Origin of the sequence: Pelagibacterium mangrovi (assembly GCF_036662815.1) — a bacterium.
GTDB lineage: Bacteria > Pseudomonadota > Alphaproteobacteria > Rhizobiales > Devosiaceae > Pelagibacterium > Pelagibacterium mangrovi.
Map to the genome: position 1 here is coordinate 147,363 of NZ_JBAFXA010000004.1, position 21,799 is coordinate 169,161.

Consider the following 21,799-nt stretch of genomic DNA (forward strand, 5'->3'; position numbering starts at 1 on the left):
TTGGGTGCATGGAAACGGTGTTACTGGATTTCGGGAATAAATCCTGGAATCCAGTGCAGAGCACGCTAAATTACCGGCGACCTAGTCGCCCTTTTTCGCTGCCCGAAGCTTTCCAAAATAGTCCAGGCGCTTCTTGATTTCGCGTTCGAAGCCGCGTTCGACGGGTTGGTAGAAATCCTGGCGGCCGATCTTTTCGGGGAAATATTCCTGGCCGGAGAAGCCTTCGGGCGTGTCGTGGTCGTAGATGTAGCCCTCGCCATAGCCTTCGGACTTCAAGAGCTTTGTGGGGGCGTTGAGGATGGCCATGGGCGGCGTGGGCGAGCCTGTCTTTTTCGCAAGCGCCAGAGCCTGATTATAGGCGTTGTAGAGGGCGTTCGATTTCGGAGCCGTGGCGAGATAGACGACGACCTGCGCCAGCGCCAGCTCACCCTCGGGCGAACCGAGCATGTGGTAGGCATCCTTGGCCGCTATCGCAAGCGGCAGCGCCTGTGGATCGGCCATGCCGATATCTTCGGCCGCCATGCGGATGAGGCGGCGGGCGAGATACATGGGGTCCTCGCCGGCATCGACCATGCGGGCGAAATAATAGAGCGCGGCATCCGGGTCCGAGCCGCGTACGGTTTTGTGCAGCGCGGAAATCAGGTTGTAATGGCCATCCTGGCTTTTGTCGTAGATCGGCGCCCGACGCTGGACCAGACGGGCGAGTCCGGCGGGATCGAGGATTTCGTCGGGGCCTGTGGCGGCGATGGTCTCTTCGATCAGGCCCAGCAACGCGCGCCCGTCCCCATCCGCAAGCCCGATAAGCGTTTCGCGGGCGTCGGCATCTAGCGGCAGGGGCTGCCCGATCTCGGCTTCGGCGCGCTCGGCGAGCGCGGCCAGATCGTCGCGGTCGAGACTGGTGAACTTAAGCACCTGCGCCCGGCTCAAGAGAGCGGCGTTGAGCTCGAAGCTGGGATTCTCTGTCGTGGCGCCGACGAGAACTACCGTGCCATCCTCCATAACCGGCAGGAAACTGTCCTGCTGGGCACGGTTGAAGCGATGGATTTCGTCGACGAACAGCAGCGTGCGCTGCCCGGCCCGGCGGGCGGTGCGGGCCGTTTCGAAGACTTTCTTCAGATCGGCGACGCCGGAAAAGATCGCCGAAATCTGCTCGAACCGGTAATCGACGGCATCGGCGAGCAACCGGGCGACAGTGGTCTTGCCAGTGCCCGGCGGCCCCCAGAGGATGAGCGAGCCCAGCCGACCCGAAGCGAGCATGCGGCGCAGCGTGCCATCGGGACCGATGATATGGCTCTGCCCGATCACTTCATCGAGTGTTTTGGGCCGCAACCGATCGGCCAGTGGCCGGTCGGCTGAAAGCTCATCGGTGGGGCGGGACGACGGCAGGTCGTCGGGGAAAAGATCGCTCATATCCGTTCTCTTGGCACGGGCCGGCGCCAAAGCCAACTCCAGGCCCCCTAGCCGCTCACCACCGAACGGATGACGTTGCCGCTCCGTTGCATGATGATCTGCCAGGACCGCGGACGTTGGCTGGCAATGTGTTCGAAGGTCTCGATATCACGAATCTCCATGCCGTTGAGCGCCAGGATCACATCACCCTCCCGACCGGGTATTCGCGGCCGTCATTGACGACGACCCGGATATCGGTGGCGCCTTCCACGACGTGATTGTTGGTGAGGATCATGCCCTCCTCACTGACAATCACGCCCGAGCCGAGCGACTGGGAGGTTTGCGGGCGCTGTTCGAACAACGGGGAGCGGCCGAAGAACCGGTCGAAGAAGGGATCGCCGAAGGTCACCTGGCGCTCCGCGACTCGGGTGGCATAGACGTTGACGACGGCGGGGGCCACTTCACGGACGATCGGGGCGTAGGAAAGCTGGATCTGCTGCTGGGTTTGCGGCACCTGGCGCTCGGCCTGCGCGTGGGCGGCGAAAGGGGCGATTGCAATCAGGGTCGCGAGGGCAAACTGGCGAAACATGCTGAAACTCCAAAGCCTTGGAATGTGCCATAGAGGTTAGGATTTGCGTCGGCGGATGCAAGTGACAAAGCGGTAAGATTGACGCGGAACATTGGTGTTGAATGGGACGTTGATGCCGATGTGCAAAGAATCGTCACACGTTGAAGCTATAGGCCGGAATCGGCATTGCAGAGGGGGGCAATGCAGCCTATACAGCGCCGCTTTCAACCCCCGTACAAGGTATCAAGGTCAATGGACCACGCGCCGTCTCGCCGCTACGCGAACACAGCCGAACTGATTGCCACCGAGGAGCCCGATTACCCGAGCTTCCTTTTTTCCGAGAGACTTCTGGTCCAGGCCATCGATACCTTCAAGAAAGGGTTCGATGGGCTGCTGACCTATGCGGTGAAATCGAACCCCTCCCCGCATCTCCTCGAGATCATGCACCGCGAGGGGCTCAAGGCGTTCGACGTGGCGTCTAATACCGAAATGGCGCTGATCGAGAAATACGCGCCCGGCGCGGGGATGCACTACAACAACCCGATCAAATCGCGGCGCGAAATTGCCCGCGCTTATGAGGAATTCGGGGTGCGCTCGTTCACCATCGACCACGTGGCCCAGCTCGACCAGCTCGCCGCAGTGATCCCGCCATCGGAAGATGTCGAGGTGACCGTGCGGTTCAAGGCGGGCAAGGCGCTCAAATCCTATGATTTCGGCACCAAATTCGGCGTGATGGAAGACGGTGCGATCGCCATCTGCACGCTGGCCAAGGCCATGGGCTACTCCACCTCCCTGTGCTTCCACGTCGGCAGCCAGTGCGAGGAAGCCTATGCCTATGAACGCCACATCGCGGCGGCCGGGCGCATTGCGCAGGCCTCGGGGATTGAACTCAAGCGCCTCAACATCGGTGGCGGCTTCCCTGCTCCCTACATCACCAACACCGCCCCGCCCCTGGACGTCTATTTCGAGACCATCCGCAACGCGGTGACCGATACGTTCGGGTCGGCCAAGCCCGACCTGATCGCCGAGCCGGGTCGTGCGCTCTCGACGGGCTGCACGTCGCTGCTGTTGCGCGTCAAGCACGTGCGCGGCGAGCAATCGGTTTACGTCAACGACGGGGTCTATGGCTCGTTGATGGAGGCGATGATCCTTGAGTTTATGCCGCCGATCCGCGTGTGGCGCGGGGACAAGGTGTTGACCGGAGAAAGCTGGGATTTCAAGATTTTCGGGCCGACTTGCGACAGCTATGACGTGATGCCCCAGACCTTTATCCTCCCCGCCGCCATCGCCGAGGACGACTATATCGAATTCGGCCTGATGGGCGCCTATACGCAGGCCTCGCTGACCCCGTTCAACGGCTTCGACCGGCGGGATCTCTATTGGGTCGATGATATTCTGGTGTGATCGCCACCGGTATAAGCCAATTGGACGCCCGGCCCGAAACCCTCGGGCCGGGCGTTTGTATTTTCGGCCCCAGGGCTTGACGATTGCGTGTTGCCATACAATGTTCTAACGTAAGAACATTATAGCATACCGGAGCACGCCAGTGACCATCACGACGCTTTCAAGCCGGGAATTCCAGCAGAACGCCAATCGGGCCCAGAAGGCGAGCCGCCAGGGCCCTGTGTTCATCACCAATCGCGGCCAGCCGACGCAGGTGCTGCTCAGTTACGAAGACTATCGGCGGATGACGGGGCAACGGCGAACGCTTGTCGAGACCCTTGCCATGCCCGGGCTCTCCGATATCGAAGTGGATTTCGAAGCGCCGCATGACGCCCCTCGCCCGGCAGATCTGAGCTGATGTATCTGCTCGACACCAACGTCCTCTCCGAACTGCGCAAGCTCGGAGATGGAAAAGCCGACGGCAACGTAACGGCCTGGTTCGCCGAGCGAGACGCAGCGCTGTGCTATGTGTCGGTCATCTGCCTCATGGAAATCGAACTCGGCATTCTCCTCGTCGAGCGGCGTGATCCCGTGCAGGGAGGGCGACTGCGCCAATGGATGGACAATCATGTGCTGCCCGAATTCGCCGAGAGGACACTGCCGGTGGATACGACCGTCGCGCTGCGCTGTGCCAGCCTGCACGTCCCCGATCCACGCTCCAACCGCGACGCTTTCATAGCGGCAAGTGCGCTGGTGCATGGGATGAGCGTAGTGACCCGAAACGTACGCGACTTCGAGCCGACGGGAGTTCGAGCCATAAATCCGTGGATGCCTGAGAGCCAAAAATAAAAAGGCCCGGCAATGCCGGGCCTTCTCATATTCCAAAACGACCGCGGATTACGCCGCTTCGTTTTCCTCGTCGCGCGTGAAGTCGGCGGTGGGGCCGGAGTCCTGGCCCTTGGCGTCGACGTCGCGGTCCACGAATTCGATCACGCCGACCGGCGCGTTGTCGCCGTGGCGGAAGCCGGCCTTGAGGACGCGGGTGTAGCCACCGTTACGGTCCTTGTAGCGCGGGCCGAGGATGTCGAACAGCTTCTTGACCATCGCTTCATCGCCGATCTGGGCAATGGCCTGGCGGCGGGCATGCAGATCGCCGCGCTTGCCGAGCGTGATGAGCTTTTCGACGATCGGACGCAGTTCCTTGGCCTTGGGCAAGGTCGTCACGATCTGCTCGTGCTTGATCAACGATGCGGACATGTTCTTGAACATCGCCTTGCGATGCGAAGAGGTCCGGTTCAGTTTGCGGCCGGCTTTACCGTGGCGCATGGTACTCTCCTAATATGCTCTTTTAGCCCGCGGACGATCAGTAGTGATCTTCGTAACGCTTGGCGAGGTCTTCGATGTTTTCGGGCGGCCAGTTGTTGACGTCCATCCCGAGATGGAGGCCCATCTGAGCCAGCACTTCCTTGATCTCGTTCAAAGACTTGCGTCCGAAGTTCGGGGTGCGGAGCATTTCCGCCTCGGTCTTCTGGATGAGATCGCCGATGTAGACGATGTTGTCGTTCTTGAGGCAGTTCGCCGAACGGACCGACAACTCGAGCTCATCCACCTTCTTGAGCAGCGCCGGGTTGAAGGCGAGCTCGGGAGCCGAATCCTCGGCCTTTTCCTTGGTGGGCTCTTCGAAGTTCACGAACACCGAAAGCTGGTCCTGAACGATGCGGGCGGCGAATGCCAGAGCATCTTCGGGGCTGATGGCGCCGTTGGTTTCGATCTGCATGGTGAGCTTGTCGAAATCGAGGTTCTGGCCCTCACGGGTCTTCTCGACCTTGTAGCTGACGCGCTTGACAGGCGAGAACAGCGCATCGACGGCGATATAGCCGATCGGGGCGTCTTCAGGCTTGTTGCGGTCGGCCGGGACATAGCCCTTGCCGGTGTTGACAGTGAACTCGATATTGATCTCTGCACCATCGTCGAGGTGGCAGATCACGAGCTCGGGATTGAGGATTTCGATATCGCCGGTGGTCTTGATGTCGCCAGCGGTGACGGCACCCGGACCCTGCTTGGAAAGCGTGAGGCGCTTGGGCCCCTCGTCTTCCATCTTGACCGCGATTTCCTTGATGTTGAGGACGAGATCGGTCACGTCCTCACGCACGCCGGGAATCGACGAAAATTCATGCAAAACGCCATCGATCTGGATGGCGGTGATTGCAGCGCCTTGCAGCGACGAGAGCAGAACCCGGCGCAGCGTGTTGCCCAGGGTCAAGCCATAGCCGCGTTCGAGCGGCTCGGCGACCACGGAGGCGACGCGCGCGGAATCGCTGCCCGGAACGACGTCGAGCTTGGTCGGCTTAATCAGTTCCTGCCAGTTTTTCTGGATCATCACGTCCAACTTCCTTCTTAAAATCGCGGCCCTGCCCCGGCCGCCATGCCGCAAACCGTAAACGAACCTCGGCTGGCCCTGCCGAGGTTCGTTTCACTTTTAGACGCGACGGCGCTTGCGCGGCCGGCAGCCATTGTGGGGAATGGAGGTAACGTCCCGGATGGAAGTGACGGTGAAACCGGCAGCCTGCAGGGCACGCAGAGCAGACTCACGACCCGAACCCGGACCGCGAACCTCGACCTCGAGGGTCTTCATGCCATGTTCCTGCGCCTTCTTGGCGGCATCTTCAGCAGCCATCTGGGCCGCATAAGGGGTCGACTTACGCGAGCCCTTGAAACCCATCATACCGGCGGAGGACCAGGAGATCGCGTTGCCCTGAACGTCGGTGATGGTAACCATCGTGTTGTTGAACGAGGCGTTTACGTGTGCAACGCCAGCACTGATATTCTTGCGCTCGCGGCGGCGAACGCGGGTGGTATCTGCTTTAGCCATTTACTTCCTCAACTCGATATCGAGCGCCGCCGTGGTGCCAGCGGCTACACCTGGGAGAAAACCGAAAACGAGACGATAAGGACGGACGATACTGCCCTGCCCCACACGAACCCGCGCCCGGCCTTCTTATTTCTTCTTGCCAGCGATGGCCTTTGCCGGACCCTTGCGGGTACGGGCATTGGTATGGGTACGCTGACCGCGCACCGGCAGACCGCGACGGTGACGCAGGCCGCGATAATTGCCCAGATCCATCAAACGCTTGATGTTCATGGCAACCGAACGGCGAAGATCACCCTCGACCTGATAGTCACGGTCGATGGTTTCGCGGATCTGGATAACTTCTGCGTCCGTCAGCTCATTCACGCGCCGTTCGGCCGGAATGGAAACCTTCTCGCAAATTTCAGAGGCCATCTTCGGCCCAATCCCGTGAATATACTGCAACGCGATAACCACGCGCTTGTTCGTCGGGATGTTGACGCCAGCAATACGAGCCACGCCGGATCTCCTAAATTGGTGTGAGAGCTTATCGCCCTACGTCGTTCAACAACAAGGGACCGGCATCCGACCCCCTTCACTTAGCGGAAGGAACCGAATCCAGCCCTCGAAATTTCTGAGACTGGGCGCGGTTCTAAGGACTCGCGGCGAATAAGTCAACAGCGCCGCGTGTACTCTTCTGGTTTAGTCAATAGCTGCCTTGATCGCAGCAGTGACTTCTTCGATCGGAGCCATGCCGTCGACGGACTTCAGCAAGCCGCGTTCGGCATAGAAGCTCACCAGCGGCGCGGTTTGCCGGGTGTAAACGTCGAGGCGCTTGCGCAGCACTTCCTCATTGTCGTCCGCCCGGGCTCCGCCCGATTCCTTGGCGCGATTGATGATGCGCTCGACGAGCACATCGGGATCGGCCTTGATTTCGACGACCGCATCGAGGTGAAGCCCCTTGCGGTCCAGCATATGGGTCAGCGCCTCGGCCTGCGCAATGGTGCGCGGGAAGCCATCGAGGATGAACCCGTTGGCGCAATCGGCCTGGTCCATGCGCTCGGAGATGATCCCCGAAACGATATCGTCGGAAACCAGGTCGCCACGATCGACGATCGCCTTGGCTTCGAGCCCCAGAGGGGTCTTTGCGGCGATGGCCGCGCGCAGCATGTCACCGGTGGAAAGCTGCGGGATATCGTAGGTCTTGACCAGTATCTGGGCCTGAGTGCCCTTCCCCGCGCCCGGAGGCCCTAAAAGTACGAGTCTCATCTTTTCCGTCCCCCTAGACGCGATTTCTTGACCATGCCCTCATATTGCTGCGCGATCAGATGGCTCTGGATCTGGCTCACCGTATCGAGCGTCACAGTGACCATGATGAGCAGTGACGTACCACCCAGGAACGCCGAGATGTTGAGCTGGCTCAGGAACACCTCTGGAATAAGGGCAACAACGGTAAGATAGATCGCGCCAACGACCGTGATGCGGGTCAGCACGTAGTCGATATGTTGAGCGGTGCGCTCACCCGGACGAATACCCGGAATGAAACCACCGGACCTCTTGAGATTGTCCGCCGTCTCGGTCGGGTTGAACACGATCGAGGTGTAAAAGAACGCAAAGAAGATGATCATCGCGGCGAACAGGCCCAGATAGAGCGGCTGGCCACGGCCGAGCAGCGCCGAAATGTACTGGAGCCATTGCGGGGCGTCGCCCTGCGCCGAGAAGGTGGCGATGGTCGCCGGCAGCAGCAGCAGCGAGGACGCAAAGATCACCGGAATGACGCCCGCCGTATTGAGCTTGAGCGGCAGGTGCGAGGTGTCGCCCTGGTACATCTTGTTGCCGACCTGGCGCTTTGGATACTGGATCAAAAGCCGGCGCTGGGCACGCTCGAAGAAGACGATGACGCCGATGACGGCAATCGCGCCGATCAGGATGCCCACGACTGCGATGGTCGGCAGCGCGCCCGTACGGCTCAATTCGAGCGTCTGGGCGATGGTGCCCGGCAGCGAGGCCACGATGCCCGCAAAGATGATCAGCGAAATGCCGTTGCCGATGCCGCGCGCGGTCATCTGCTCGCCCAGCCACATCAGGAACATGGTGCCGCCGACCAGCGTGATGACGGTCGAAATGCGGAAGAACCAGCCCGGATCGGCCACGACGCCTTCGCTGGCCTCAAGGCCGACGGCGATGCCGTATGCCTGAACCGCGCAGAAGACGACGGTGAGATAGCGCGTGTACTGATTGAGCTTGCGCCGCCCGCTCTCGCCTTCCTTCTTGAGCGCCTCAAGACGCGGAGAGGCGGTTCCCATCACCTGGATGACGATCGAGGCGGTAATGTAGGGAATAAGGTTCAGCGCAAAGATCGCGAGGCGCTCGACTGCGCCGCCCGCGAACATGTTGAAAAGCCCGAAAATACCGCCCTGGGCCTGCTGGAAGGTCGCGGCGAAGGCGTCCGGATCGATACCGGGGATCGGAATATAGGTGCCGAGCCGATAAACAAGCAGTGCGCCAAGGGTGAATAAAATCCGCTTCTGGAGATCCTTGGCCTTGGAAAAGGTCGAGAAGCTCAAATTGCGGGCCAGTTGCTCGGCTGCAGACGCCATGACGGCTCCCTCTGAGATTTAGAGCAAGGGAACGGGCCGCTGGCCCGTCAAAAAGAATTCTTGTGGTCGCGCTTCCGAACCGAAAGTGGCGTGCACCCTTTCCGGAAGCTCTCCAGTGCTCTGATATAGTCAGAGCGCGCCCTCATGCAATCCCCGGAATGGGATGACTGCGAGGGCGCGCTCCAAAGTCGCAGAAATTACTCGGCGTCGGCGGCCTTGCCGATCACGTCGACCTTGCCACCGGCCGCTTCGATGGCGGCAACGGCACCAGCCGAAGCGTGATTGACCTTGAAGGTCACCTTCATGGCCTTGAACTCGCCGCCATTGATCAGGCGCACACCGTCCTTGACGCGGCGGATGACGCCGGCCTTGACGAGAGCTTCGGCATCCACGACGCCCTTGGCATCGAGCTTGCCGCTATCGATATAGGCCTGGATGCGGTCGAGACGGACGGCATTCCACTTCTTGGCGAACGCGTTGTTGAAGCCGCGCTTGGGCATCCGCATGTGGAGCGGCATCTGCCCGCCTTCGAAGCCGTTGATGGCTACGCCGGAACGGGACTTCTGGCCCTTGACGCCACGGCCGCCGGTCTTGCCCAGCCCCGAACCGATGCCACGGCCCACACGGACCTTGGCTTTGGTGGCGCCGGCATTGTCAGCGATCTGATTGAGTTTCATTGTACCGAAATCCCTCTTACTTCCCGTCCACGACGCGGACGAGGTGAGCGACCTTGGAAATCATGCCGCGAATCGACGGCGTATCTTCCAGCTCGCTGCGGCGATGCATCTTGTTGAGCCCGAGGCCAACGAGGGTCGCGCGCTGATCTTCCTTGCGGCGGATCGGCGATCCGATCTGCTCGACGATGATGGTCTTCTTAGCCATTGAACTTCTCCTCGAGCCTCGATCAGGCTTCGACGGCGGCTTCGCCGCGACGGGCCTGCAGCTCGGAAACCTTCAGACCACGACGGCCAGCGACCGAACGCGGGCTGTCGACGTTCTTGAGCGCGTCGAACGTGGCGCGAACCATGTTGTAGGGATTTGCCGAACCCTGGCTCTTGGCGACGATGTCGTTGATGCCCAGGGTTTCGAACACGGCGCGCATCGGGCCGCCGGCGATGATGCCGGTACCGGCCGGAGCGGCGCGCAGGATGACCTTGCCGGCGCCGTGGCGGCCCGCAACGTCATGGTGCAGCGTGCGGGCTTCGCGCAGCGGCACGCGGATCATCTGACGCTTGGCCTGTTCGGTCGCCTTGCGGATGGCTTCCGGCACTTCACGCGCCTTGCCATGACCGAAGCCGACGCGGCCCTTCTGATCACCGACGACGACGAGCGCGGCAAAGCCGAACCGCCGACCGCCCTTAACCACCTTGGCGACGCGATTGATGTGTACCAGGCGATCTACGAATTCGCTGTCGCGTTCTTGAAAGTCTTTCATCGTTCCTACCAGTCTTTTTTCTCTTTTATCTTGTAAGGAGCGTTCGCTTAGAAGCTCAAGCCGCCCTCGCGGGCAGCATCGGCCAGGGCCTTGACGCGGCCATGGAAATTGTATGCGCCGCGATCGAAGACGACCTCGGTGACGCCGGCCTTGGTAGCGCGCTCGGCGAGTGCCTTGCCCACTTCGGTGGCGGCAGCCTGATTGGCGCCATTGGCGATCTTGAGATCTTTCTCCAGCGAGGAGGCCGACGCAAGGGTCACCCCGTTCGCATCGTCGATGATCTGCGCAGAGATGTTCTTTTCCGAACGGAACACCGACAGCCGCGGACGGCCATAAGCCCGGGCCTTGACTGCCCGACGAACACGCGCCTTGCGGCGATCGATACCAGAAAGCTTTGCCATTTTATTTCTTCTTGCCTTCCTTGCGGTAGATGACCTCATCCGCATAGCGCACGCCCTTGCCCTTATAGGGCTCCGGCGGCCGGAACTCACGGATGTTGGCCGCAACCTGGCCAACCTGCTGCTTGTCGATACCCGTCACGACGATCTCGGTCTGGGTCGGTGCAGCAAGAGTGATCCCATCGGGAGCCTTGAAGATGACTTCGTGGGAGAAACCCAGCGAAAGCTTCAAGTCCGAACCCTGCATCTGGGCACGATAACCAACGCCGGTGATGGCGAGCTTGCGCTCAAAGCCAGTGGATACACCTGCGACGATGTTCTGCACGAGCGTACGCGACATGCCCCAGGCCGAACGGGCCTCGCGGCTGTCATTGACGGGCGTGACGACAACGCCGTCATCGGTCAGCTCAGGCTTGACCAGATCGACGAGCACCACCGAGAGCTCTCCCTTGGAGCCCTTGGCAGTAACCTTCTGGTCATCGACTGTGACCGTCACGCCGCTGACCGGGGCTACCGGCTGTTTGCCAATACGCGACATTTTTCTTTGCCTTCTCTTCGTTGGTGGGGTCTCCTCTGGACGCGTCTTAGAAGACGCGGCAGAGGACCTCACCGCCAACATTTTCAGAACGCGCCTGATGATCGGCCATCACACCCTTGGGGGTGGAGAGGATCGAAACACCCAGGCCGTTACCGACTACGGGGATATTCTTGACGGACGCATAAACCCGGCGGCCGGGCTTGGACACGCGCTGCAGCTCACGGATCACCGGCTGGTTCTCCGAGTACTTGAGCTCGATGGCGAACTCGGGCAGGCCCGTGTCACCGGTCTCTTCCGAATAGCCACGGATGTAGCCTTCGGACTTCAAAACATCGAGCACGTGAGCGCGCAGGGTCGAAGCGGGCGTACGAACAACATCGCGACGGCGCATCTGCGCGTTGCGGATGCGGGTCAGCATATCGCCAAGCGGATCGCTAAGAGTCATTTTTCTTCTTCCTTACCAGCTCGACTTGACCAGGCCCGGGATCTTGCCCATCGAGCCAAGCTCGCGAAGAGCCACACGGCTCAGCTTGAGCTTGCGATAGTAACCGCGCGGGCGGCCCGAAACCTCACACCGGTTGCGGATGCGAACCGGGGAAGCGTTGCGGGGCAGCTCGGCAAGCTTGAGCTGAGCGGCGAAACGCTCTTCGAAGCTCAGCGACTCGTCCTTGGCCTTAGCCTTGAGCGCGGCGCGCTTACCGGCATACTGCTTGGCGAGCTTGGCGCGGCGCTTGTTCTTCTCGATGGAGCTAACTTTAGCCATCTAAGTCTCTCTTTCGTCTCTCTTCCCGTTATCCGCTTACTGGCGGAACGGGAAATTGAAAGCCTTGAGAAGCGCACGCGCTTCGTCGTCGGTCTTTGCCGTGGTGCAGACGATCACGTCCATGCCCCAGACCTGATCGATCTGGTCATAGTTGATCTCGGGGAACACGATGTGCTCCTTGATGCCCATGGCATAGTTGCCGCGGCCATCGAAGCTCTTGGGGTTGAGCCCACGGAAGTCACGAACGCGCGGCAGGGCAACGTTCACGAGACGATCGATGAACTCGTACATCTGGGCACGACGCAGCGTGACCTTGACGCCAAGCGGCATGCCTTCGCGAACCTTGAAGCCGGCGATCGACTTGCGGGCGTAGGTGATGACTGCCTTCTGGCCGGCGATCTTCTCGAGATCGGCCAGGGCGGCCTTCACTTTCTTGGAATCGCCGACCGCTTCGCCGACGCCCATGTTGAGAACGACCTTCTCAAGTTTGGGAACCTGCATGGGGTTGGCATAGTTGAAGGTCTCGGTGAGACCGGCGCGCACCACATCATCGTAATGTGTGCGCAGGCGCGGAACGTATGTCTCAGCCATCGATCACTTCTCCGGAACGCTTAGCGACGCGCTTTTTCACGCCGTCTTCGATCTTGAAACCGACGCGGGTCGGCTTGTTGTCCTTGGCATCGACCAGCGCGATGTTGCTCAGATGGATCGGAGCTTCGCGCGTGATGATACCGGCATCCTGGTTCGCCGTCTGCTTCTGGTGGCGGCGGATCAGGTTGACGCCCTGAACCAGGGCCTTGGTATCGGACGGCATCACCTGCAGCACAGTGCCGGTCTTGCCCTTGTCCTTGCCAGTCAGAACGATGACCTTGTCACCCTTTTTGATCTTGGCAGCCATTACAGCACCTCCGGCGCGAGCGAAATGATCTTCATGTGATTTTTCGCACGCAGCTCACGAGGAACCGGGCCAAAGATACGGGTGCCGATCGGTTCCTTGTTGTTGTTGATGATGACCGCCGCATTGCGGTCGAAACGGATCACTGTGCCATCGGGACGACGGATGTCGGATGCGGTGCGAACCACCACGGCCTTCATCACCTGGCCCTTCTTGACGCGGCCGCGCGGGATGGCATCCTTGACCGACACCACGATGATGTCGCCAACCGACGCATACTTGCGATGCGAACCGCCCAGCACCTTGATGCACATAACACGACGAGCGCCCGAATTATCGGCGACGTCGAGGTTCGTCTGCATCTGAATCATGACTGGCTGCCTTCTTATTCTTTATGGTTTCCGCCACCGTCATCGGGTACGGACCTGACCTCTTTTGCGTTAAGCCGACGTTACGACGGTCCAACGCTTGTTCTTGGAGATCGGGGCGCATTCCTGGATCTGCACCAAATCGCCGACCTTGGCCGAATTGGCCTCGTCATGAGCATGGTACTTCTTGGAACGGCGCACCGTCTTTTTCAGGATCGGGTGAGTGAAGCGACGCTCCACGGTCACAACGATCGTCTTGTCGTTCTTGTCGGAGACCACTGTCCCCTGCAGGATACGCTTGGGCATTTGTGTCTCCTTACTTTGCTTCCGCGGCCTTCTCGGCGAGCACGGTCTTGACGCGCGCGATGTCGCGGCGGACCTTTTTCACCTGAGAGGTGTTTTCCAGCTGCTGGGTAGCGCGCTGGAAACGCAGATTGAACTGCTCTTTCTTGAGGCTGACGAGCTCATCCTTGAGTTCATCGGCCGTCTTGGCCCTAACGTCGCTCGGCTTCATCGCGGCATCCGTCCTTTAGTCTGCAATGCGGCTGATGAACCGCGTCTTGATCGGCAACTTCATGGCCGCAAGACGCAGAGCTTCACGCGCAACTTCTTCACTTACGCCGTCGATCTCGAACATGACCCGGCCGGGCTTGACGCGGGCTGCCCAATATTCGGGAGCACCCTTACCTTTACCCATACGGACTTCAGTCGGCTTGGACGACACGGGCACATCCGGGAAAACCCGGATCCACACACGGCCTGCGCGCTTCATGTAACGAGTCATCGCGCGGCGTGCTGCCTCGATCTGGCGGGCGGTTATACGCTCAGGTTCCTGAGCCTTCAAGCCATATTCGCCAAAGTTGAGATCGAAGCCGCCTTTGGCGACACCGTGGATCCGGCCCTTATGGGCCTTACGGAACTTTGTACGTTTCGGTTGCAGCATTTGTCTTAATTCCTGTCAGCAGCCGGACGACGGCCCTGCCCGCTCGAATCGCCGCCACCTTCAGTGGCGCGACGCTCGTGGGCCATCGGGTCGTGTTCCATGATCTCGCCTTTGAAGACCCAGACCTTGATCCCGATGATGCCGTAGGTGGTGGAAGCTTCGGCAACGCCATAGTCGACGTCGGCACGAAGCGTATGAAGCGGCACGCGGCCTTCGCGATACCATTCGGTACGCGCGATGTCGGCACCGCCGAGACGACCACCAACATTGACGCGAATGCCCTGGGCGCCCATGCGCATTGCCGTCTGCACGGCGCGCTTCATGGCCCGGCGGAACGCCACGCGGCGTTCGAGCTGCTGGGCGATGCCCTGGGCGACGAGGGTCGCATCGGTTTCCGGCTTGCGCACTTCAACGATGTTGATGTGCACTTCGGAGTTGGTGAACTTCTTGACCTTGTTGCGGATCTTCTCGATGTCCGCGCCCTTCTTGCCGATCACGATGCCCGGACGAGCCGAGTGGATCGAGATGCGGCACTTGCGGTGCGGACGCTCGATGACGATCTTGGAAACAGCGGCCTGCTTGAGCTCTTCCTCGAGCATCTCGCGGATCTTGAGATCTTCCTGCAGAAGCGAACCATATTCGCCCTTGTTGGCGTACCAACGGGAATCCCAGGTGCGGTTGATGCCGAGGCGAAGCCCGATCGGATTAACTTTCTGGCCCATCAGACGGCCTCCTCGACTTCACGGACGACGATGGTCAGGTGCGAGAACGGCTTCTCCACACGTGCGCCGCGACCGCGGGCACGAGCATGGAACCGCTTCATCACCAGAGCCTTGCCGACGAAGGCTTCGGAGACCACCAGGGAGTCCGTATCCAGACCATGGTTGTTTTCAGCGTTCGCGATGGCGCTTTCGAGGGTCTTCTTGACCGACGTAGCGATACGCTTGCGCGAGAACTCGAGCTCGGCCAGAGCGCGCTCGACCTTCTTGCCGCGGATCTGTGCGGCAACCAGGTTCAGCTTCTGGGGGCTCGTACGCACCATGCGAAGGACGGCTTTCGCCTCATTGTCCTTGAGCGTGCGTTCACGCTTTTCCTTGCCCATCGTTACTTCCTCTTCGCCTTCTTGTCGGCCGCGTGCCCGTAATAGGTGCGCGTGGGCGAAAACTCACCGAACTTGTGGCCGATCATGTCTTCCGAAACGGATACCGGAACATGCTTCTGGCCGTTATAGACGCCGAAGGTGAGGCCAACGAACTGCGGCAGGATCGTGGAACGACGGCTCCAGATCTTGATCACTTCGTTGCGGCCCGATTCCCGGACCTTGTCTGCCTTCTTCAGCAGATACCCGTCGACAAACGGGCCTTTCCAGACGGAACGTGCCATGGCCCTTACCTGCCCTTCTTCTGGTGACGCGAGCGGACGATAAACTTGTCCGTCGACTTGTTGGTGCGGGTGCGCTTGCCCTTGGTCGGCTTGCCCCACGGGGTAACCGGGTGACGGCCACCCGAAGTGCGGCCTTCACCACCACCGTGCGGGTGGTCGATCGGGTTCATCGCGACACCGCGGACGTTCGGACGCTTGCCCAGCCAGCGAGCGCGGCCGGCCTTGCCGATCGAGGTGTTCGAGTGATCCGGGTTGGACACCGAACCGACCGTTGCCAGGCAGGAGCCGTGCACCAGGCGCTGCTCGCCCGAGTTGAGGCGAAGGATCGCCCAACCGGAGTCGCGGCCAACATACTGAGCATAGGCACCGGCCGAACGGGCCATCTGGCCGCCCTTGCGGGGCTTCATCTCGATGTTGTGCACGATCGTGCCGACCGGCATGCGCTCGAGCGGCATGGCGTTGCCCGGCTTCACGTCGACGGCATTCATCGATGAGATCACCTTGTCGCCGGCAGCGAGACGCTGCGGAGCCAGGATATAGGCCTGCTCGCCATCTTCGTAGTTGACCAGCGCGATGAATGCGGTCCGGTTGGGATCGTATTCGAGGCGCTCGACAGTGCCCACGACGTCGAACTTGGTGCGCTTGAAATCGACGATGCGATAGCTGCGCTTGTGACCACCACCCCGCGAGAACGCGGTGATGCGGCCATTGTTGTTACGGCCACCCGACTTGGTGAGACCTTCGGTCAGCTTCTTGACCGGAGAACCCTTCCAAAGCTCGGACCGATCGATGCCGACAAGCTGACGGCGGCCCGGCGAGGTGGGATTGTACTGCTTCAAAGCCATTTGAACTCTTCCTTCTCGCCTTCTTACAGACCGGTCGAAATATCGATGGTCTGACCGTCAACGAGGGTCACGACGGCCTTCTTGACGTCTTTGCGGGTGCCGAGCATGTTGCGAAACCGCTTGACCTTGCCCTTGCGGACGATGGTGTTGACGGCCTTGACCTTCACCTCGAACAGCGCCTCGACGGCAGCCTTGATCTCAGGCTTGGTCGCATCGATCGCCACGTCGAAAACGACCTGGTTGTATTCCGAAGCCATGGTCGACTTTTCAGTCACGACCGGGTTGCGGATGATGTCGTAATGCTTGAGCGCGCTCATTGGAACCGGCCCTCCAGCGCAGCAAGAGCGTCCTTGGTCAGGACGAGCTTCTCACGACGCAGAATGTCGTAAACGTTGATGCCCTGAGCCGGAAGCACGTCGATCTGGGGAATGTTGCGCGCTGCGAGCGCGAAATTCGTATCCAGTTCGGCGCCGCCGATGATCAGCGCATTGGAAAAGCCCAGCTTTCCGAAGACTGCGCGCAGAGCGGCGGTCTTGGGGGCTTCGGCAACCGCGCTCTCGATGATCACGAGATCGCCGGCCTTGGCCTTGGCGGAAAGGGCATGCTTCAGTGCCAGCGCGCGGACCTTCTTGGGCAGCTCGATAGCGTGGCTGCGCGGGGTCGGACCGAAAGCGCGACCACCCGAGCGGAAGATGTTCGAGCGACGCGAACCGTGACGCGCACCGCCGCCGCCCTTCTGGCGACCGAACTTCTTGCCCGTCGCGGCAACCTCGGCACGATTCTTGACGTCGTGCGTACCGGCCATGCGCTTCAGGAGCTGATAGCGCACCATGCGCTGGATGAGGTCGGCGCGGGGCTCGAGACCGAAAACGGCGTCGTCGAGCGTTACCTTGCCGGCCGACTTACCCTCAAGGGTTGTGACCTGGAGTTCCATTATGCACTTTCCCCATTAGCAGCGGCCTTGAAAGAGCCAGGCAGCGCTACGCCTTCAGGGCGCGGCTTCTTGACCGCATCGCGGATCTGGATCCAGCCGCCCTTGGCGCCCGGAACCGAACCCTGAACCATGATCAGGCCACGCTCGACATCGGTCTTGACGACCTTGACGTTCTGGGTGGTGACGCGCGCGTCGCCCATGTGTCCGGCCATCTTCTTGCCCTTGAACACCTTGCCGGGGTCCTGGCTGTTACCGGTCGAACCGTGCGAACGGTGCGAGATCGACACGCCGTGCGAGGCACGCAGACCACCGAAATTGTGGCGCTTCATCGCACCGGCAAAACCCTTACCGATCGAGGTTCCGGTGACGTCCACAAGCTGGCCTTCGACGAAGTGATCGGCCTGAAGTTCGGCACCCACCTCGATAAGGTTGTCGTCCGACACGCGGAACTCGACGACCTTACGCTTGGGCTCGACCTTGGCGGCGGCGTAATGACCGCGCTGGGCCTTGTTCACATTCTTGACCTTGACGGAACCGGCGCCGAGCTGAAGCGCGACGTAGCCGTCCTTTTCCTGCGTCCGCTGGCCCACCACCTGGCACCCCTGAAGGGCCAGAACGGTAACGGGAACATGAGCGCCGTCATCGGTGAAGATGCGGGTCATTCCCAGCTTCTGTGCGATCAATCCAGAACGCATCGGTTGTTACCTTTTCTTTTGGGCGTTTTTCCGGGTCATTGTTTCCCAAGAGGACCCACCAGAATGAAAAACGCTAGAAACTCAGATTACTTAGAGCTTGATTTCGACGTCGACGCCGGCGGCGAGATCTAGCTTCATCAGTGCATCGACCGTCTGAGGGGTCGGGTCCACGATGTCGAGAAGACGCTTGTGAGTCCGGATTTCGAACTGCTCGCGGCTCTTCTTGTCGATGTGGGGCGACCGGTTGACGGTGTATTTGTCAATTCGCGTCGGCAGCGGAATGGGACCGCGAACCTGCGCGCCCGTACGTTTGGCCGTGTTGACGATCTCGCGGGTCGAATTGTCGAGCACGCGATGGTCGAACGCCTTGAGCCGGATGCGAATATTCTGACCGTTCATTGTGTTCTATCCCGAAAAAAGGATTGCGGTGCGCGCCAGGATCGGGCGCACCGCATTCTCTATTGCTTGCCCTTAAGCGACGATCTTGGAGACGACGCCGGAGCCGACGGTGCGGCCGCCTTCGCGGATGGCGAAGCGCAGCTTTTCGTCCATGGCGATCGGAACGATCAGCTCGACATTGATCTTCACGTTGTCGCCCGGCATCACCATCTCGACGCCGTCATTGAGCGTCACCACGCCCGTCACGTCCGTCGTGCGGAAGTAGAACTGCGGGCGGTAGTTGGTGAAGAACGGGGTGTGACGACCGCCCTCTTCCTTGGTCAGGATATAGACCTCGGCTTCGAACTTGGTGTGCGGGGTCACCGAACCGGGCTTGCACAGCACCTGGCCGCGCTCCACCTGCGTGCGGTCGATACCACGGATCAGCGCGCCGATGTTGTCGCCGGCTTCACCCGAATCGAGCAGCTTGCGGAACATCTCAACGCCGGTCACCGTCGTCTTGAGCGTCGGCTTGATGCCCACGATCTCGACTTCCTCGCCCACCTTGACGATACCGCGCTCGACGCGACCGGTCACAACAGTGCCACGACCCGAGATCGAGAACACGTCTTCGACCGGCATCAGGAACGGCTGGTCCTTCGGACGCTCGGGGGTCGGGATGTAGGCATCCACGGTGTCCATCAGCGCCAGGACAGCATCGCGGCCGATTTCCGGACGCTTGTCTTCCAGCGCCATCAGCGCCGAACCCTTGGTGATCGGAATGTCGTCACCGGGGAATTCGTACGAGGAGAGCAGCTCGCGCACTTCCAGTTCAACCAGCTCGAGCAGTTCCTCGTCGTCGACCTGGTCGACCTTGTTGAGGAACACCACAAGCGCCGGCACGCCGACCTGGCGGGCCAGAAGGATGTGCTCGCGGGTCTGCGGCATCGGGCCGTCGGCGGCCGAAACCACCAGGATCGCACCGTCCATCTGCGCGGCGCCGGTGATCATGTTCTTCACATAGTCGGCGTGGCCCGGGCAGTCGACGTGCGCATAGTGGCGCGCATCGGTCTCGTACTCGACGTGCGAGGTCGAAATGGTGATGCCGCGCGCCTTTTCTTCGGGCGCCTTGTCGATGTTGTCATACGACGTGAACGTGGCACCGCCCTTTTCGGCCAGAACCTTGGTGATCGCAGCCGTCAAGCTCGTCTTGCCGTGGTCAACGTGGCCAATCGTGCCAATGTTAACGTGCGGCTTGCCGCGATTGAATTTTTCCTTGCCCATCACATATCTCCATCTTCAGCAGGTTGGGGCTGCCGATAAATTGTTTCTACTTAGGCGTACTTGGCCTGGACTTCGTCGGCGACCGCCTGGGGCACCTGCTCGTAGTGATCGAATTCCATGGTGTACTGTGCACGTCCCTGGCTCATCGAGCGCAGCGAGTTCACGTAACCGAACATGTTGGCCAGCGGCACGAAGGCGTTGATGGCCTGCACCACACCGCGGCTTTCCGTGCCCTGGATCTGACCACGGCGGGAATTGAGATCGCCGATGACGTCGCCCATGTAATCTTCAGGGGTGGTCACTTCGACCTTCATGATCGGCTCGAGCAGCTTGGCGCCGGCCTTCTGAAGACCTTCACGGAATGCCGCACGACCAGCGATTTCGAACGCCAGCACCGAGGAGTCGACGTCGTGGTAGGCACCGTCGATCAGGGTCGCCTTGACGTCCACGATCGGGAAGCCTGCCAGGATACCGGCGCCCATCACGGACTCCAGACCCTTCTGCACGCCAGGAATGTATTCCTTGGGCACCGAACCGCCGACGATCTTGCTCTCGAACGCGAAACCGGCACCGGTCTCGTTGGGCTCGATGACGAGCTTGACGCGGGCGAACTGGCCCGAACCACCCGACTGCTTCTTGTGGGTGTAGTCGATTTCGGCCTGGCGGGTAATCGTCTCGCGATACGCCACCTGCGGCTGACCGATATTGGCCTCGACCTTGAACTCGCGCTTCATGCGGTCGACAAGGATGTCGAGGTGCAATTCGCCCATGCCCGAAATGATCGTCTGGCCCGATTCCTCATCCGACTTGACGCGGAACGAAGGATCCTCGGCAGCGAGACGCTGCAGGGCGAGGCCCATCTTTTCCTGGTCGGCCTTGGACTTGGGCTCGACGGCGATGTCGATGACCGGATCGGGGAACACCATGCGCTCCAGGATAACCTGGCTGGTCGGCACGCAGAGCGTATCACCAGTGGTGGTATCCTTGAGACCCACGATGGCCACGATGTCGCCGGCAAAGGCTTCAGTGATCTGCTCGCGGGAGTTCGAGTGCATCTGGAACATACGTCCAACGCGCTCGCGCTTGTCCTTGACCGTATTCTGAAGCTGCGCACCGGCCTCGAGGTGACCCGAATAGACGCGGCAGAAAGTCAGCGAACCCATGTGGGGATCGTTGGCGATCTTGAATGCCAGCATCGACAGCGGCTCGTTATCGTCGGCGTGACGCTCGATCGGCTCTTCGGTCTTGGCGTCGATGCCCTTGATGGCTTCGATATCGTCAGGAGCCGGGAGGAAATCGACAACCGCATCAAGAAGAGGCTGCACGCCCTTGTTCTTGAACGCGGAACCGCAAAGCACGCCAAAGAAATCATTGGCGATGATGCCCTTGCGGAGCAGCTTCCGGATCGTATCGTTATCCGGCATGTTGCCTTCGAGATAGGCTTCCATGACGGTTTCGTCGAGCTCGACGGCGGCTTCGATGAGCTTCTCGCGGTATTCCTCGGCCTTGGCCTGGAGGTCAGCCGGAATCTCGACGACATCCCAATGAGCGCCCAGCTCTTCGTTGTGCCAGATCAGGGCATTCATCTCGATAAGATCGACCACACCGGCAAAATCGCTCTCAGCACCAACCGGAAGCTGAAGAACCACCGGCTTCGCACCGAGACGCTTTTCGATCATGTCGACGCAGCGGAAAAAGTCGGCGCCGATCTTGTCCATCTTGTTGACGAAGATCAGGCGGGGCACCGCATATTTGTCGGCCTGACGCCACACGGTCTCGGTCTGGGGCTCCACACCGGCGTTGGCATCGAGCAGCGCAACGGCACCGTCGAGCACGCGCAGCGAACGCTCGACCTCGATGGTGAAATCCACGTGGCCCGGCGTATCGATGATGTTGAAGCGACGACGCTTGCCGTCACGGCCCTGCCAGGACGTAGTGGTCGCAGCGGACGTGATCGTGATGCCGCGCTCCTGCTCCTGCTCCATCCAGTCCATGGTGGAAGCACCATCATGGGTCTCGCCCATCTTATGGTTCTTGCCGGTATAGAACAGGATACGCTCGGTCGTGGTGGTCTTGCCGGCATCGATGTGCGCCATGATGCCGAAATTGCGGTAGTCTTCGATCTTGTATTCGCGGGCCATGATCGTTCTTC

At 60.6% G+C, this 21,799-nt stretch carries 35 protein-coding genes; 3 read left to right on the forward strand and 32 right to left on the reverse strand.

Going from position 1 to position 21,799, the window contains the following annotated elements; genetic code table 11:
- Positions 1-81: 81 nt before the first annotated feature.
- From V4T21_RS08340 to V4T21_RS08350, 3 genes are read right to left on the reverse strand one after another with little or no spacing between them, the layout of a single operon-like run.
- Positions 82-1,410 carry a replication-associated recombination protein A gene (locus V4T21_RS08340; RefSeq protein ID WP_332715391.1) on the reverse strand — a complete coding sequence of 443 codons (1,329 nt, stop codon included), beginning with the start codon at positions 1,408-1,410 and terminating at the stop codon, positions 82-84.
- Positions 1,411-1,457: 47 nt separating this feature from the next.
- On the reverse strand, positions 1,458-1,592 hold the full coding sequence (locus V4T21_RS08345) for a hypothetical protein (protein WP_332715393.1): 135 nt from the start codon (positions 1,590-1,592) through the stop codon (positions 1,458-1,460).
- Entirely contained in the window at positions 1,589-1,978 is a 390-nt protein-coding gene (locus V4T21_RS08350; RefSeq protein ID WP_332715395.1) for a trypsin-like peptidase domain-containing protein, read from the reverse strand. The genes V4T21_RS08345 and V4T21_RS08350 overlap by 4 nt, the downstream gene beginning before the upstream one ends.
- A 231-nt stretch (positions 1,979-2,209) precedes the next feature.
- Between V4T21_RS08350 and V4T21_RS08355 the strand changes: the two genes are divergently transcribed.
- The 3 genes from V4T21_RS08355 to V4T21_RS08365 all read left to right on the forward strand — a co-directional run bounded on the left by V4T21_RS08355 (position 2,210) and on the right by V4T21_RS08365 (position 4,189).
- Positions 2,210-3,361 (forward strand): type III PLP-dependent enzyme domain-containing protein, encoded by a 1,152-nt coding sequence (locus V4T21_RS08355; RefSeq protein WP_332715398.1) that lies wholly within the window; start codon positions 2,210-2,212, stop codon positions 3,359-3,361.
- Positions 3,362-3,503: 142 nt separating this feature from the next.
- Positions 3,504-3,758, forward strand: coding sequence for a type II toxin-antitoxin system Phd/YefM family antitoxin (locus V4T21_RS08360; RefSeq protein WP_332715399.1), 255 nt, complete (start codon positions 3,504-3,506; stop codon positions 3,756-3,758).
- Positions 3,755-4,189 carry a type II toxin-antitoxin system VapC family toxin gene (locus V4T21_RS08365; RefSeq protein WP_332715825.1) on the forward strand — a complete coding sequence of 145 codons (435 nt, stop codon included), beginning with the start codon at positions 3,755-3,757 and terminating at the stop codon, positions 4,187-4,189. The genes V4T21_RS08360 and V4T21_RS08365 overlap by 4 nt, the downstream gene beginning before the upstream one ends.
- A 48-nt stretch (positions 4,190-4,237) precedes the next feature.
- Here the strand turns inward: V4T21_RS08365 and rplQ are convergent, their stop codons facing one another.
- From rplQ to fusA, 29 genes are all read right to left on the reverse strand, one after another.
- Positions 4,238-4,666 carry a 50S ribosomal protein L17 gene (gene rplQ / locus V4T21_RS08370; RefSeq protein ID WP_332715401.1) on the reverse strand — a complete coding sequence of 143 codons (429 nt, stop codon included), beginning with the start codon at positions 4,664-4,666 and terminating at the stop codon, positions 4,238-4,240.
- A gap of 37 nt (positions 4,667-4,703) precedes the next feature.
- A complete protein-coding gene (locus V4T21_RS08375; protein ID WP_332715828.1) occupies positions 4,704-5,720 on the reverse strand; it encodes a DNA-directed RNA polymerase subunit alpha in 1,017 nt (338 codons plus the stop codon).
- Between the two features lie 99 nt (positions 5,721-5,819).
- A complete protein-coding gene (gene rpsK / locus V4T21_RS08380) occupies positions 5,820-6,212 on the reverse strand; it encodes a 30S ribosomal protein S11 (protein WP_309161017.1) in 393 nt (130 codons plus the stop codon).
- A 126-nt stretch (positions 6,213-6,338) separates the two neighbouring features.
- Complete coding sequence (gene rpsM / locus V4T21_RS08385; protein WP_014130814.1) at positions 6,339-6,707, reverse strand: 30S ribosomal protein S13; 369 nt, start codon at positions 6,705-6,707, stop codon at positions 6,339-6,341.
- A 183-nt stretch (positions 6,708-6,890) separates the two neighbouring features.
- Positions 6,891-7,457 carry an adenylate kinase gene (locus V4T21_RS08390; RefSeq protein WP_332715412.1) on the reverse strand — a complete coding sequence of 189 codons (567 nt, stop codon included), beginning with the start codon at positions 7,455-7,457 and terminating at the stop codon, positions 6,891-6,893.
- Positions 7,454-8,788, reverse strand: coding sequence for a preprotein translocase subunit SecY (secY, locus tag V4T21_RS08395; RefSeq protein WP_332715414.1), 1,335 nt, complete (start codon positions 8,786-8,788; stop codon positions 7,454-7,456). Before secY ends, V4T21_RS08390 begins: the two co-directional genes overlap by 4 nt.
- Before the next feature lie 197 nt (positions 8,789-8,985).
- Complete coding sequence (gene rplO / locus V4T21_RS08400) at positions 8,986-9,465, reverse strand: 50S ribosomal protein L15 (RefSeq protein ID WP_332715416.1); 480 nt, start codon at positions 9,463-9,465, stop codon at positions 8,986-8,988.
- Positions 9,466-9,481: 16 nt separating this feature from the next.
- Complete coding sequence (rpmD, locus tag V4T21_RS08405; protein ID WP_332715418.1) at positions 9,482-9,670, reverse strand: 50S ribosomal protein L30; 189 nt, start codon at positions 9,668-9,670, stop codon at positions 9,482-9,484.
- A 22-nt stretch (positions 9,671-9,692) separates the two neighbouring features.
- The gene (gene rpsE / locus V4T21_RS08410; RefSeq protein WP_332715421.1) at positions 9,693-10,223 is read right to left on the reverse strand and encodes a 30S ribosomal protein S5; all 531 of its coding nucleotides are present in this window, start codon (positions 10,221-10,223) and stop codon (positions 9,693-9,695) included.
- Positions 10,224-10,270: 47 nt separating this feature from the next.
- Positions 10,271-10,624: a 50S ribosomal protein L18 gene (gene rplR, locus V4T21_RS08415; RefSeq protein ID WP_332715423.1), complete on the reverse strand. Its 354-nt coding sequence runs from the start codon at positions 10,622-10,624 to the stop codon at positions 10,271-10,273.
- 1 nt (position 10,625) lies between these two features.
- Positions 10,626-11,159 (reverse strand): 50S ribosomal protein L6, encoded by a 534-nt coding sequence (rplF, locus tag V4T21_RS08420; RefSeq protein WP_332715425.1) that lies wholly within the window; start codon positions 11,157-11,159, stop codon positions 10,626-10,628.
- A gap of 46 nt (positions 11,160-11,205) precedes the next feature.
- Positions 11,206-11,604: a 30S ribosomal protein S8 gene (gene rpsH, locus V4T21_RS08425; RefSeq protein ID WP_332715427.1), complete on the reverse strand. Its 399-nt coding sequence runs from the start codon at positions 11,602-11,604 to the stop codon at positions 11,206-11,208.
- Between the two features lie 12 nt (positions 11,605-11,616).
- Positions 11,617-11,922, reverse strand: coding sequence for a 30S ribosomal protein S14 (gene rpsN / locus V4T21_RS08430; RefSeq protein ID WP_332715429.1), 306 nt, complete (start codon positions 11,920-11,922; stop codon positions 11,617-11,619).
- Positions 11,923-11,958: 36 nt separating this feature from the next.
- The gene (gene rplE, locus V4T21_RS08435) at positions 11,959-12,513 is read right to left on the reverse strand and encodes a 50S ribosomal protein L5 (protein ID WP_332715431.1); all 555 of its coding nucleotides are present in this window, start codon (positions 12,511-12,513) and stop codon (positions 11,959-11,961) included.
- Entirely contained in the window at positions 12,506-12,820 is a 315-nt protein-coding gene (gene rplX / locus V4T21_RS08440; protein ID WP_332715433.1) for a 50S ribosomal protein L24, read from the reverse strand. Before rplX ends, rplE begins: the two co-directional genes overlap by 8 nt.
- Positions 12,820-13,188, reverse strand: coding sequence for a 50S ribosomal protein L14 (gene rplN, locus V4T21_RS08445; protein ID WP_114644921.1), 369 nt, complete (start codon positions 13,186-13,188; stop codon positions 12,820-12,822). The genes rplX and rplN overlap by 1 nt, the downstream gene beginning before the upstream one ends.
- A gap of 69 nt (positions 13,189-13,257) precedes the next feature.
- Complete coding sequence (gene rpsQ / locus V4T21_RS08450) at positions 13,258-13,491, reverse strand: 30S ribosomal protein S17 (protein WP_332715441.1); 234 nt, start codon at positions 13,489-13,491, stop codon at positions 13,258-13,260.
- A 10-nt stretch (positions 13,492-13,501) separates the two neighbouring features.
- Complete coding sequence (gene rpmC, locus V4T21_RS08455) at positions 13,502-13,699, reverse strand: 50S ribosomal protein L29 (RefSeq protein ID WP_332715443.1); 198 nt, start codon at positions 13,697-13,699, stop codon at positions 13,502-13,504.
- A 15-nt stretch (positions 13,700-13,714) separates the two neighbouring features.
- Positions 13,715-14,128, reverse strand: a complete 414-nt coding sequence (gene rplP / locus V4T21_RS08460) for a 50S ribosomal protein L16 (protein WP_332715445.1) — start codon at positions 14,126-14,128, stop codon at positions 13,715-13,717.
- Positions 14,129-14,133: 5 nt separating this feature from the next.
- Positions 14,134-14,850 (reverse strand): 30S ribosomal protein S3, encoded by a 717-nt coding sequence (gene rpsC / locus V4T21_RS08465; protein ID WP_332715447.1) that lies wholly within the window; start codon positions 14,848-14,850, stop codon positions 14,134-14,136.
- Positions 14,850-15,230, reverse strand: a complete 381-nt coding sequence (rplV, locus tag V4T21_RS08470) for a 50S ribosomal protein L22 (protein ID WP_332715449.1) — start codon at positions 15,228-15,230, stop codon at positions 14,850-14,852. Before rplV ends, rpsC begins: the two co-directional genes overlap by 1 nt.
- A 2-nt stretch (positions 15,231-15,232) precedes the next feature.
- Entirely contained in the window at positions 15,233-15,511 is a 279-nt protein-coding gene (rpsS, locus tag V4T21_RS08475; RefSeq protein ID WP_332715451.1) for a 30S ribosomal protein S19, read from the reverse strand.
- Between the two features lie 5 nt (positions 15,512-15,516).
- A complete protein-coding gene (gene rplB / locus V4T21_RS08480; protein WP_332715453.1) occupies positions 15,517-16,356 on the reverse strand; it encodes a 50S ribosomal protein L2 in 840 nt (279 codons plus the stop codon).
- A gap of 23 nt (positions 16,357-16,379) precedes the next feature.
- Positions 16,380-16,673, reverse strand: coding sequence for a 50S ribosomal protein L23 (locus V4T21_RS08485; RefSeq protein WP_332715456.1), 294 nt, complete (start codon positions 16,671-16,673; stop codon positions 16,380-16,382).
- Positions 16,670-17,290 carry a 50S ribosomal protein L4 gene (rplD, locus tag V4T21_RS08490; RefSeq protein ID WP_332715458.1) on the reverse strand — a complete coding sequence of 207 codons (621 nt, stop codon included), beginning with the start codon at positions 17,288-17,290 and terminating at the stop codon, positions 16,670-16,672. The genes V4T21_RS08485 and rplD overlap by 4 nt, the downstream gene beginning before the upstream one ends.
- Positions 17,290-17,985 carry a 50S ribosomal protein L3 gene (rplC, locus tag V4T21_RS08495; protein ID WP_332715459.1) on the reverse strand — a complete coding sequence of 232 codons (696 nt, stop codon included), beginning with the start codon at positions 17,983-17,985 and terminating at the stop codon, positions 17,290-17,292. Before rplC ends, rplD begins: the two co-directional genes overlap by 1 nt.
- A 90-nt stretch (positions 17,986-18,075) precedes the next feature.
- A complete protein-coding gene (gene rpsJ, locus V4T21_RS08500) occupies positions 18,076-18,384 on the reverse strand; it encodes a 30S ribosomal protein S10 (protein ID WP_309160994.1) in 309 nt (102 codons plus the stop codon).
- Between the two features lie 72 nt (positions 18,385-18,456).
- Positions 18,457-19,647, reverse strand: coding sequence for an elongation factor Tu (gene tuf, locus V4T21_RS08505; RefSeq protein WP_332715462.1), 1,191 nt, complete (start codon positions 19,645-19,647; stop codon positions 18,457-18,459).
- Positions 19,648-19,697: 50 nt separating this feature from the next.
- Positions 19,698-21,788, reverse strand: a complete 2,091-nt coding sequence (fusA, locus tag V4T21_RS08510) for an elongation factor G (protein WP_332715465.1) — start codon at positions 21,786-21,788, stop codon at positions 19,698-19,700.
- Positions 21,789-21,799: the final 11 nt, after the last annotated feature.